Source organism: Actinomycetospora sp. (assembly GCF_036497245.1).
Lineage (GTDB): Bacteria > Actinomycetota > Actinomycetes > Mycobacteriales > Pseudonocardiaceae > Actinomycetospora.
This window is the reverse complement of the sequence record NZ_DASXJS010000067.1, coordinates 33,709-43,350: the sequence shown is the minus strand read 5'-3', so window position 1 is coordinate 43,350 and position 9,642 is coordinate 33,709. Positions and strand designations below refer to the sequence as shown.

The 9,642-nt window shown below is 72.5% G+C and carries 14 protein-coding genes; 10 read left to right on the top strand and 4 right to left on the bottom strand.

Annotated elements, in window-relative coordinates; genetic code table 11:
* Nucleotides 1-88 precede the first annotated feature (88 nt).
* A complete protein-coding gene (locus VGI02_RS07610) occupies nucleotides 89-298 on the bottom strand; it encodes a tyrosine-type recombinase/integrase (protein WP_331626690.1) in 210 nt (69 codons plus the stop codon).
* Between the two features lie 155 nt (nucleotides 299-453).
* Here VGI02_RS07610 and VGI02_RS07605 point away from each other — a divergent pair, with 155 nt between their 5' ends.
* The 7 genes from VGI02_RS07605 (at nucleotide 454) to VGI02_RS07575 (ending at nucleotide 4,505) form a co-directional block, all read left to right on the top strand.
* Nucleotides 454-819 carry a DUF2510 domain-containing protein gene (locus VGI02_RS07605; protein ID WP_331626689.1) on the top strand — a complete coding sequence of 122 codons (366 nt, stop codon included), beginning with the start codon at nucleotides 454-456 and terminating at the stop codon, nucleotides 817-819.
* A 271-nt stretch (nucleotides 820-1,090) separates the two neighbouring features.
* Nucleotides 1,091-1,468 carry a hypothetical protein gene (locus VGI02_RS07600; RefSeq protein ID WP_331626688.1) on the top strand — a complete coding sequence of 126 codons (378 nt, stop codon included), beginning with the start codon at nucleotides 1,091-1,093 and terminating at the stop codon, nucleotides 1,466-1,468.
* A gap of 231 nt (nucleotides 1,469-1,699) precedes the next feature.
* A complete protein-coding gene (locus VGI02_RS07595) occupies nucleotides 1,700-2,248 on the top strand; it encodes a hypothetical protein (protein ID WP_331626687.1) in 549 nt (182 codons plus the stop codon).
* A gap of 115 nt (nucleotides 2,249-2,363) precedes the next feature.
* Nucleotides 2,364-2,714 carry a DUF4180 domain-containing protein gene (locus VGI02_RS07590; RefSeq protein ID WP_331626686.1) on the top strand — a complete coding sequence of 117 codons (351 nt, stop codon included), beginning with the start codon at nucleotides 2,364-2,366 and terminating at the stop codon, nucleotides 2,712-2,714.
* 105 nt (nucleotides 2,715-2,819) lie between these two features.
* On the top strand, nucleotides 2,820-3,539 hold the full coding sequence (locus VGI02_RS07585; protein ID WP_331626685.1) for an alpha/beta fold hydrolase: 720 nt from the start codon (nucleotides 2,820-2,822) through the stop codon (nucleotides 3,537-3,539).
* A gap of 86 nt (nucleotides 3,540-3,625) precedes the next feature.
* Entirely contained in the window at nucleotides 3,626-3,904 is a 279-nt protein-coding gene (locus VGI02_RS07580) for a hypothetical protein (RefSeq protein ID WP_331626684.1), read from the top strand.
* Nucleotides 3,905-3,953: 49 nt separating this feature from the next.
* Complete coding sequence (locus VGI02_RS07575) at nucleotides 3,954-4,505, top strand: DUF4334 domain-containing protein (protein ID WP_331626683.1); 552 nt, start codon at nucleotides 3,954-3,956, stop codon at nucleotides 4,503-4,505.
* Nucleotide 4,506: 1 nt separating this feature from the next.
* Here VGI02_RS07575 and VGI02_RS07570 read toward each other — a convergent pair whose 3' ends face one another.
* Both VGI02_RS07570 and VGI02_RS07565 read right to left on the bottom strand, forming a co-directional pair.
* Nucleotides 4,507-5,658, bottom strand: coding sequence for a glycosyltransferase family 4 protein (locus VGI02_RS07570; RefSeq protein ID WP_331626682.1), 1,152 nt, complete (start codon nucleotides 5,656-5,658; stop codon nucleotides 4,507-4,509).
* A gap of 172 nt (nucleotides 5,659-5,830) precedes the next feature.
* The gene (locus tag VGI02_RS07565) at nucleotides 5,831-6,712 is read right to left on the bottom strand and encodes an AurF N-oxygenase family protein (RefSeq protein ID WP_331626681.1); all 882 of its coding nucleotides are present in this window, start codon (nucleotides 6,710-6,712) and stop codon (nucleotides 5,831-5,833) included.
* Between the two features lie 75 nt (nucleotides 6,713-6,787).
* Here VGI02_RS07565 and VGI02_RS07560 point away from each other — a divergent pair, with 75 nt between their 5' ends.
* The 3 genes from VGI02_RS07560 to VGI02_RS07550 all read left to right on the top strand — a co-directional run bounded on the left by VGI02_RS07560 (nucleotide 6,788) and on the right by VGI02_RS07550 (nucleotide 8,746).
* A complete protein-coding gene (locus VGI02_RS07560; protein WP_331626680.1) occupies nucleotides 6,788-7,444 on the top strand; it encodes a TetR/AcrR family transcriptional regulator in 657 nt (218 codons plus the stop codon).
* A 34-nt stretch (nucleotides 7,445-7,478) separates the two neighbouring features.
* On the top strand, nucleotides 7,479-7,958 hold the full coding sequence (locus tag VGI02_RS07555; protein WP_331626679.1) for a VOC family protein: 480 nt from the start codon (nucleotides 7,479-7,481) through the stop codon (nucleotides 7,956-7,958).
* Between the two features lie 80 nt (nucleotides 7,959-8,038).
* A complete protein-coding gene (locus tag VGI02_RS07550) occupies nucleotides 8,039-8,746 on the top strand; it encodes a DUF3159 domain-containing protein (RefSeq protein WP_331626678.1) in 708 nt (235 codons plus the stop codon).
* Nucleotides 8,747-8,764: 18 nt separating this feature from the next.
* Here the strand turns inward: VGI02_RS07550 and VGI02_RS07545 are convergent, their stop codons facing one another.
* Complete coding sequence (locus tag VGI02_RS07545) at nucleotides 8,765-9,523, bottom strand: SGNH/GDSL hydrolase family protein (RefSeq protein WP_331626676.1); 759 nt, start codon at nucleotides 9,521-9,523, stop codon at nucleotides 8,765-8,767.
* Nucleotides 9,524-9,642: the final 119 nt, after the last annotated feature.

Below are 9,642 nucleotides of genomic sequence, written 5' to 3'. Positions count from 1 at the left end.
GCGAAAGGTCCGGGGTTCGATTCCCCGCGCCGGCTCGGCGCCCCCACCAGCGGCGATGCTGGTTGATGATGGCGCCTCGGGGCGGTCACTACACCAACGACTGCGTCAACGGTGCCCAAAGGTCCTTCCACTCGATGGCGTCGAGGGCCTGGCGCATCGCGTCCAGGTTGGTGTGGGCGTAGATCGTCATCGTCACGTCGATGTCCGCGTGCCGGGCGATGGCCTGCACCACGTGCGGTGGTGTGCCGAGGTCGAGCAGCAGGCTCACGACGGTGTGGCGCAGGTCGTGGAGCCGCACGCCCGGCATCCCGGCGCGGTCGAGGGACAGATCCCGAAGCCGGCCCTCGTTCGGTCAAGGGCGAGTAACAGCCCGGGTGGACCCGCCGATGCAAGTTCCAGACGCGTCGCGGGGACGCACAGGAGTGGGGGAACGACATGGGCCTCATGCGCAAGATGACCAGCCTCAGCACGCTCGGTCTGGTCGACTACCGCTCCGACAAGGAGCGCATCGCGAAGTACACGCGCCAGACCCGCAATGCCACCCGCGCCGCCGCCGCGCAGAACATGATGCAGCTCGAGCTCCAGCGCGAGCAGCTCGCTCAGGGCCACGTGCACCACGTCGAGTCGCAGGCGAACGCCTTCATGCTCGAGGCCCACCGGCAGCAGCAGGCCGGGGGACGTCACGTGCAGCAGCAGATCGCCGCGACTCCGACTCCGCCGCCCTACGTGTCGAACTCGATCCCGGCCGGCTGGTACGACGACGGCCAGGGCATGACCCGCTGGTACGACGGCACCCGCTGGACCCCGCACACTCGCTGACCCACGGGCGACGTTGATGCACTGCACCAGCACTGCATCAGCCGGGCTCCGTTCAGCGCCGTCCGCTAGGTGGCGTCCCGGATACGGGTCGTCCCGGATACGGGTCTGTCCGAGGCGACCCCCGTGCCGCCGCAGGAGATACGCTGGCGCCGGACCTACCGGAAGCGCAACGCTGAACGAGTGAATCGCCTAGGTAAACACGAAGTCGGCGCGCCACAATGCGTGAGCAAAGTGCCCCTGAATGGGGCACTGCCCGGCCTGGAGTAGAGCGATGGGCGATCGAGGCGCAGTCATCGGCGGCGGCCTGCTCGGCATCCTGGCCGTCGCGGGAGCGGCCACGGTCCTCGTGAGCTCCCCACCACCGGCCGTCTTCGCCATCGTTCTGCTGTGCAGCGTGGTGACGCTCGGCGCCGTGGGGATGTGGGCAGCGGGCCGCTCCCGGCGACCCGCGATGTGGGTCGCCGTCGTGGGAGCGGCGGTGACAGCGTTGTTGTGTGTCCCGCCGATGGCCTTCCCGGACGAGCCGATCGGCGCCGGGGGACGCCTCTACTTCGCCCTTGTCATCGTGCTCACGATCGTCGCGATCGTCCTGGTCCGCGGCGAACTCAGCCGAGGGACCCCGCAGGCGCGATCCACCCGGGTGGCCTGAGCAGAGCGGATCCGTCCTAGTCGGGCGGCTGGTCGAGACCCCCACCTGCGGCAATCCTCCCCGCCGCAAGTGTCGAGTGCCGTCACCGCAGCGCCCGACCCGAGGCGACCCCCGGAGCCGCGACCTCCAAGGGCTACCGGCGCGCCAAGGATGATCATGTGAGCTGGGCCACCACGACGGCGTCGAAACGCCTAGAGTTGAAGCGGCAACCCATCGCAAGGGAAGGTCGCCATGAAGCTCCCGATCAAGGGCCGTCACATCCCCGGGCGCATCGCCGCCGGGGCGTTTATCCTCAACTCCGGGCTCGAGAAGGCCCGCGGTGACGAGCAGACCGCCGCAATGGTCCACGGCATGGCCAGCGGCACGTACCCCTTCCTGGGGAAGATGAAGTCCACCCAGTTCCTGAAGGTGCTCTCGACCAGCGAGATCGCGCTCGGTGCCGCGCTGCTGCTGCCGGTCGTGCCCACGCTGGCCGCGGGTGCCGGCCTCGCGGCGTTCTCCGCCGGACTCCTCGGCCTCTACCTGCGGACGCCCGGCATGCGCCAGGAAGGCAGCCTCAAGCCGACCCAGCAGGGCACGGCGATCGCCAAGGACATCTGGATGCTCGGCATCGCGGCCGGCTTCATCGTCGACGAGATCGTCTCCGCCAAGGACCAGCCGCCGACGCGGACGATCATGATCTATGACCCCCCGGAGGACGACGACGCGATGGCCCCCAGCGGTCCCGAGGATCTCGCTGCGCAGGGCGGATTCGTGATCGTGAGCGGCCCGGAGGCCTGATCAGCGCCCTTGATCACCGAGATGAGGCGGATTCGGACGCCAGGGCCCCAGAACCGCGTCGTTCTGGTGATCATGGAGCAGAAACCCGCTTGGCCTGCTGGCTAGCGTCATCAGCATGGTCACGACGAGGGTCCTCGCGGTGGCGGCCGACGGGTCGCCCGTCGCGGACGAGGCCTCGGCGCTCGACCTCATCGGAGACGCGTTCGGGGCCGGCGCGAACGTGGTCAGCGTGCCCGTCGAGCGGCTGTCCCCGGAGTTCTTCCGGCTGCGCAGCGGCGTCGCGGGCGCCGTCGTGCAGAAGTTCGCGAACTACCGGCTCCGCCTCGTCGTGGTCGGCGACGCCACGTACCACGGGCCCACCAGCGGCCCGGTCGACGACTGGATGCGCGAGGCGAACCGCGGCCGCGAGCTGTGGTTCGTCGCCGACGACGCCGAGCTGGAGCGCAGGCTCGACGCCGAGGGCTGACCGCGAGGATGTGGAGTTGCTGACGTCCAGTGTCAGCGATGCCGCATCGCTGACACACCCGGCATAGGCAGGCCGACGTCCGGGAAGCCCGCCGCCATGCCGCTCATGGACAACGGTGACGTGCGCATCCACTTCGAGGAGATGGGCGAGGGATTCCCGGTCCTGACGTTCGCGCCCGGGGGGATGCGATCGACGATCGAGGCGTGGTCGAACGCCCCCTGGGACGTGCCGGGTGCGGTCGCCGCAGACCACCGCGTGATCCTCATGGACCAGCGCAACTCCGGCGACTCGTTCGCCCCGGTGCAGGCCTCGGACGGCTGGGACTCCTACACCGACGACCACGTGGCGCTGCTCGACCACCTGGGTATCGAGCGGTGCCACCTGCTGGGCATGTGCATCGGCGGGTCGTTCATCGCCAACCTGCTCGCCCGCGCGCCCGAGCGCGTGGCCGCCGCGGTCTGCCTGCAGCCGATCGGGCTCGACGACAACCGCGAGGCCTTCACCGGCCGGTTCGACGAGTTCGCCGCGGACGAGGCCCCGAACCACCCGGAGGCGTCGGAGGCGGACTGGCGGGGCATGCGCGAGAACCTCTACGGGGCGGACAACACGCTCTGGAGCGTCCGGGACGCCGCGGTCACGGGATTCCAGGCCCCGATCCTGGTGTTCGCCGGCGGCGACGAGCCCCATCCGGCGTCCGCGTCGTCGATGCTCGCCGACCTCGCGCCGCACGCCACGCTGGTCGAGCGCTGGAAGGCCCCGGAGTACAACGACGCGGCACGGGAGAGCATCCAGAGCTTCCTCTCGGTGCACACGCCGCTGGGCTGATCGCGGGGCCCGTTCACCGGACGGTCCTCACCGCGCGGAGTGAATCACGAGGGCATTCACCGTCGGTGGCCGTAAAGTCGCTCGACGTGAGTGTCATGTCCGACGCGACCCGAATCCGGATGGTCGCCCGCACCGCCATCGTCGAGCTCGACGTGCTCGTCGACGACGGGCTCTGGGGCCCGGGCGTCGACGCGCTCATCGGCCACGCCGAGGCCCTGGCCGTCGCGCCGTTCGCGCGGACCGGGCGCGACCCGTCCGGGCACCTGTGCGCGCTGCGCGACGTGCTCGGGACCGTCGCCGGACGGACGGCCGAGTCGCTGGTCCACACCCTCGACGAGCTCATCGCCCGCTCGGTCGCCGTCTAGGGCACAGGACACTGGGGTCGCGGCGGCGACGGGCGGCACACTGAGGGCCATGACGACCGTCGACCCGTCCTTCGACGTCCTGCTCGCCCGGGCGAACCGCGGCGAGGTACGGACCGACGAGGCCCTGGCGCTGTTCGACACGCTGCCCGCGGTACGCCCGGAGGAGATGTTCGGGGAGTGGCGCGGTGAGGAGTTCCCCACCGGCCACCCGATGGACGGCCTGCTCGCGGCGACCGGCTGGGCGGGGAAGCGGTTCGAGGACGCGGACCGTGTCCACCCGCTGCTGTTCTGGAACGCCGAGCGGACCGGCACCTTCCCGGTCGACCCAGTCCGTGTGCCCATGGGGCTCCCCGTCCCGACGGCGCTGCGGGGCCCCTGGCTGCACCGCGTCATCACCGCCGGGCGCCCGCTGCTGGCCACGACCCGGTACACCGCGCGGCTGCGGGCCACGGAGTTCCGGGGCGTCTCGTCGGCCACGATGATCTACGACGCGCGCCCCATCAACGACGTGTTCCGGCGGGTCTCCCCGACGAGGCTGCTCGGCCTCATGGACCACCGCGGCGACGCCGCGCCGTACTTCTTCGTGCTCTACCGGCCCTGAGTCAGGCGTCCGCCCAGATGGTCGCGAGCCGTGCCGCCCAGCGCGGCGCGGCGTAGGCCTCGGCGTCCGCCCGGGCGCGCTGCCCGAGGGCGGCACGGCCCGCGTCGTCGACGAGCAGGGACTCGAGCGACAGCGCGAGGGCGGCGGGGTCGCCGACCGGGACCATCGTGCCGTTGACGCCGTCGTGCACCAGTTCCGGCAGGGCGCCCACCGGGGTGACCAGCGGCGCCACCCCGAACGCCATCGCCTCGAGCACCGCCATGGGCAGGCCCTCGGCCGAGCTCGGGAGCACGAACAGCTGGGCACGGCGCAGCAGGTCGTCGCGCTCGGCGCGGTCGAGCCACTCGGCGACCTCGACGACGTCGTCGACCCCCGCCGCCGCGACCGCGGCACGCACCCCGTCGACCTCGCCGTCGCCCGCGGCCACCAGCCGCAGCCGCCGCCGTTGCTCGGGCGCGAGGCGGGCGCAGGCGTTGACCAGGTCGTAGATCCCCTTCCGGGCGCCGAACCGGCCCAGGAACAGGGCCAGCACCGACCCGTCCTCGACGACGGGAGGCACCGTGAGCGGCCACTCCACGGGGTTGGGCAGAGCGACGACGTGATCGAAGGGGACGCCGAGCCGGGCGCTGTACGGGCCGCGGAGGGTCTCGGAGAGGACGACGAGGCGGTGCGGGCGCAGCAGGCCGCGCACGACGGCCCGGGCCGGCCGCGGCAGGCCGTCGAACCAGTCGAGGAACTCCGAGCCGTGCAGGTGCAGGACCACCGGCACGCCCTGCGTCCGGGCGACCAGCCCGAGCAGGCCCTTGCGGAGCACCGACGCCCGCTGCGAGACGTGCATGTGCACGACGGAGGGGCGGTCGACGACGATCCGCCGCGCGGCCCGGAGGGTCCCGACGGCCATCGTGCGCATCCGGGCGCCGGTCGGGCCGTCGCGGTGGGTGGTGACGACGTCGAGGTCGGCCAGCGCGGAGGCGTGCTGCTCGAGGACGTGCTGGACGCTGCCGATGCCGCCGTGGGCGTCGGCCCGCGGACCCACCACGAGCACGGCCGGGCGCGTCTCGGCCGCGACGGCCGCCGCCGGCACGGCCGGCTGCGCCGACTGGTCCGGCTGGGCGACCGGTCGCGGGGGATCCGGCACCTGAACGTCCGTCACCGGTACATCTCCTCTGCGTCGGTCGAGTGATCCGTCCCCCTCACGGCCTATGTACTCGATCGCTTCAGTATGTCGATCCGGTGACGTGCGTGTGCGAATCCGATGTCGGACGTCGACCGGTGGTGCCTCGACGCCCGGCGGTTGTCGATCTTCGGGTGACGGACCCGGCCGTTCAGCCGAGGGTGCGGGACCAGACGCGCTCGGAGGTGCCGCCGACCATGCCCACCTCGTCCAGGAAGCCCCTCACCTTCTCGAGCATGAACCGCTTCGTGGCGCGGTGATGCGGGTTCGCCAGCGCCGCGGTCCGGCCGACCCGGCCCGAGATCCCGACGCTGCGATAGATGCGCGCCTGCCACAGCGAGTTGACGACCTCGGTGCCCACCAGCGCGGTCAGCCAGCGCTCCTTCTCGAGCTGGGCCCGCGACAGCGTCGGGACCAGCCGCTCCAGTTCCTCGCGCGCGAACCGGACGTGGCGCGCCTCCTCGACGACGTGCACCCGGGCCACCGAGCGCATCAGGGGGAGCACGCGCTCGTCGTGCATGGACTCGCGCTGCAGGCGGTCGGTCGCCTCCTCCGCGACGAGGACCGACGCGAACATGCTCGCCCCGGCACCGAGGTGGCCGTACCAGCCGCCGAACCGGTGCAGCAGGCCGTGCGGGCGGTAGTCGGGGCAGTCCAGGGCGTCGACCGCCTTCGCGAACATCACCGAGTGCCGCGTCTCGTCCCCGACCTCGGTGAGCGCGTACTGGGCGTGCGGGCGGCGCAGGTCGAGGTCGTAGGCGTGGCGCACGAGCATCTGCATCAGCAGGACCTCGAACCACAGTCCGACCGAGAGCAGGCTCGCCGCCTCGTGGCGCGCCAGCGTGCGCCGGGCGTCCTCGTCGAGGTCGTCCCAGAGCGGGGTGCCGTAGATCGAGATCCGCTCGGGTGGGACGGCCCACCCGTCCGGGTCGACGGGGGCGGCCCAGTCCACCTCGAGCGCCGGGTCCAGCGTGTGGCGCGCGCTCGCCGTGAGCAGTCGGGCCGCGGAGTGGTCGCGGTCGAGGGCTGTCATGCAACACAATGTACCCCGTACATCGTGTAGCTCATAGTTGGCGGTTCCCCGGAGTCGGTGCACCCTGGTCTGACCATGGACGGCAGGACGCGACGCTGGGCGGGCCACCGCGAGGCCCGTCGCCTCGAGCTGGTCGACGCCGCGGTGGTCGCGATCGAGAAGCACGGACCCGAGGTCACCACCGAGCAGATCGCGACCGAGGCCGGCGTCTCCCGCCCCGGGCTCTACCGGCACTTCGACGGCAAGGACGACATGCAGGCGGCCATCGCCGCCCGCAGCGTGGAACGCCTGGTGACCGAGCTCGAGCCGGTCTGGCGCCCGTCGGGGAAGCCGCGCGAGATGCTCGAGCGCGCGATCTCGGCGCATCTGCGCTGGCTCGCCGCGCACGAGAACGTCTACCACTATCTCAAGCGCAACTCGTTGCCCTCGAGCGACTCGGCGGAGTCGGCGAGCACCAACGTCCGCGGCGTGGTGTCCGCGCACACCGCGCAGATGCTCGTCGACGGCTCGCTCGGGGCGGAGATCCCGCCGGCCACGGCGCACCCGCTGGCGTACGGGCTCGTCGGGATGGTCGACGCCGCCGCGGCGCACTGGCTCGACGAGGCCCACGGCGCGGACATCGGGGCCCTCGGCGCGCAGCTCACCGAGGCCTGCTGGGCGGTGATCCGCGTGTCGGTCGGCACCCGCGTCGTGGCCGCGCTGGACCAGGTGGACGCCGAGAGCGTGTCGTGACCCCTGCTGGTCGGTGCCGGGGCGGGTATCGCCCATGATGGAGCCGACCCGCGAGGAGGCCCCGATGGTGCTGCAGCGTGCGTATTCGACCATCCTGTCCGACCGCCTGCCCGAGACCCGCGACTTCTACGTGGGTCTGCTGGGCTTCGAGGTCACCTTCGACAGCGACTACTACGTGGCGCTCGCGACGACGCCCGAGGCTGAGGGCGAGCCGGTCTGCGAGCTCGGGGTCTGGGCGGTCGGCCACGAGATGGTGCCGCCGCCGTACCGGGCCGATCCCGCGGGCATCGTCCTCACGTTCGTCGTCGACGACGTCGACGCGCTCCACGTCCAGGCCCGTCGGCAGGGCATCCCCGTCGTGGCGCCGCCGCGCGACCAGTTCTACGGCAGGCGCCGGATGCTCGTGACCGACCCGAACGGTCTGCTCGTGGACGTCTCGACGCCGTCCACGCCCTCGCCGGAGTTCCGGGCCGAGATGATGCGCCGCGGGATCGCGCCGGCGACGAGCCCGTAGCCATCCGGTCGGGGGCCGTCGTCACTCGGACGCCGACGCCGTCCTGAGGCGAGGCTGCCCTCACACCTAGAGTGGATCGCGTGCGGTTGAGGCGTCGGGACGACCCCATCCTGGAGATCCTCGCGGGCACCGGGCGCCAGATGGCCGACGCCGCGCTGCCCACCGTGGCGTTCGTGGCCGTGTGGCTCGTCGCCCAGGCCCTGGCGTGGCCGGAGCCGATCCTGCTCGGCGGGCTCGCGGCCGTCGTCGTCGCCGGGGTGATCTCGGTGGTCCGCTGGCGCGGCGGGGAACGGCCCCGGGCGGCGGCGGTGGGCCTGCTCGTCGCGGTCGTCGCGACGTTGATCGCGCTCTACACCGGCCGCGCCGAGGACTTCTTCCTCCCGCGCATCATCGCCAACGCCGGGAGCCTCGCGGCGTGGCTGGTCTCGATCGCGATCCGCTGGCCGCTGCTCGGGCTCGTCGTCAGCGCCGCGCTGGGCCGGCCCCGGGCGTGGCGCAACGACCCGGACCTGGTGCGCGGCTACTGCCGGGCCAGCTGGCTGTGGGCCGCGCAGTATCTGGTGCGGATCGTCGTGATGCTGCCGCTCTGGGCCACCGACCACGTCGTGGCGCTGGGCATCGCCCAGGTGGTGCTGACCTGGCCGCTCGTCCTGGTGTGCGCGCTCGGGTCCTGGCCGCTGGTGCGCTCCGTACTGCCGCCCGGGCACCCCGGACCGCGCCACCCGGTGGACGGCGGATTCGTGCCCGGCGAGCAGGGTGTCGACGCGGAGGCGCCCGGCCCGGCGTGAGGATGTGGCCCGGGCGACCTATCGGACCGGTACCGGCTCCGGACGCTTCGGTGGCCTGCCGTCGCCCGTGCTGCGGCCCTGCACCCGGCGACCCACCCACGGCAGCAGGTACTCCCGCGCCCAGCGCAGGTCCTCCTCCCGACGGCGGACCCAGGGCGTGGAGGCCTGCGGTGGCCAGGGGTCGCGCCAGTCGTCCCCGGTCGGCACGCCGAGAACCTCGCAGACCCGTGCGGCGACGCGCCGGTGCCCCTCGGCGTTGAGGTGCAGGCGGTCGTCGGCGCGGGCCCGCGGGTCGGCGAGGGTGTCCATCGCCCACAGGTCGACCAGCAGGGCGCCCTGGCGCTCGGCGATGTCGCGGATGTGCTGGTTCATCGTCGCGAGCCGTCGTCCGACGAGGTCGACGACGGGGGTGGCCCGCGTGTTGAACCCGGTGAAGACGAGCACGTCGGCGCCGCCGTCGGCGAGGCGGACCACCGCCTCCTCGAAGCGGCGCGCCAGATCCGCCGGCCGGGTGGAGGGGCGCAGCAGGTCGTTGCCCGCGGCGCAGAGGCTCACGAGATCGGGTGCCATCGCGTGCGCCCGCTCGACCTGACCCGTGACGATCTGGTCCAGGAGCTGGCCCCGCACGGCGAGGTTCGCGTAGCGCAGGTCGGGGGACCGGACGGCGAGCGCCTCCGCCACCCGGTCGGCCCAGCCGCGCTCGGCGCCGGTCGGATCGAGGTCCCCGACTCCTTCGGTGAAGCTGTCGCCCACGGCGACGAACGTGCTCCAGGGCATGGTCCAGATCATCCTCGCGCCTGCCGCGGGCGGTGCGATGCCCCGTCCGGAGCAGTCGGCTCGTCCTGCTCGTCTCGATGGCCTCCGCGAAGGGGGTGAACGTTCTCACCACGGCTGAA

What these genes read in the sequence shown, in the direction of transcription:
- VGI02_RS07545 (WP_331626676.1), bottom strand. Translation starts at nt 9,523, where the DNA reads ATGCCCTGGAGCACGTTCGTCGCCGTGGGCGACAGCTTCACCGAAGGA.
- VGI02_RS07605 (WP_331626689.1), top strand. Translation starts at nt 454, where the DNA reads ATGACCAGCCTCAGCACGCTCGGTCTGGTCGACTACCGCTCCGACAAG.
- VGI02_RS07565 (WP_331626681.1), bottom strand. Translation starts at nt 6,712, where the DNA reads ATGACAGCCCTCGACCGCGACCACTCCGCGGCCCGACTGCTCACGGCG.
- VGI02_RS07555 (WP_331626679.1), top strand. Translation starts at nt 7,479, where the DNA reads ATGATGGAGCCGACCCGCGAGGAGGCCCCGATGGTGCTGCAGCGTGCG.
- VGI02_RS07590 (WP_331626686.1), top strand. Translation starts at nt 2,364, where the DNA reads ATGGTCACGACGAGGGTCCTCGCGGTGGCGGCCGACGGGTCGCCCGTC.
- VGI02_RS07585 (WP_331626685.1), top strand. Translation starts at nt 2,820, where the DNA reads ATGGACAACGGTGACGTGCGCATCCACTTCGAGGAGATGGGCGAGGGA.
- VGI02_RS07595 (WP_331626687.1), top strand. Translation starts at nt 1,700, where the DNA reads ATGAAGCTCCCGATCAAGGGCCGTCACATCCCCGGGCGCATCGCCGCC.
- VGI02_RS07600 (WP_331626688.1), top strand. Translation starts at nt 1,091, where the DNA reads ATGGGCGATCGAGGCGCAGTCATCGGCGGCGGCCTGCTCGGCATCCTG.
- VGI02_RS07560 (WP_331626680.1), top strand. Translation starts at nt 6,788, where the DNA reads ATGGACGGCAGGACGCGACGCTGGGCGGGCCACCGCGAGGCCCGTCGC.
- VGI02_RS07575 (WP_331626683.1), top strand. Translation starts at nt 3,954, where the DNA reads ATGACGACCGTCGACCCGTCCTTCGACGTCCTGCTCGCCCGGGCGAAC.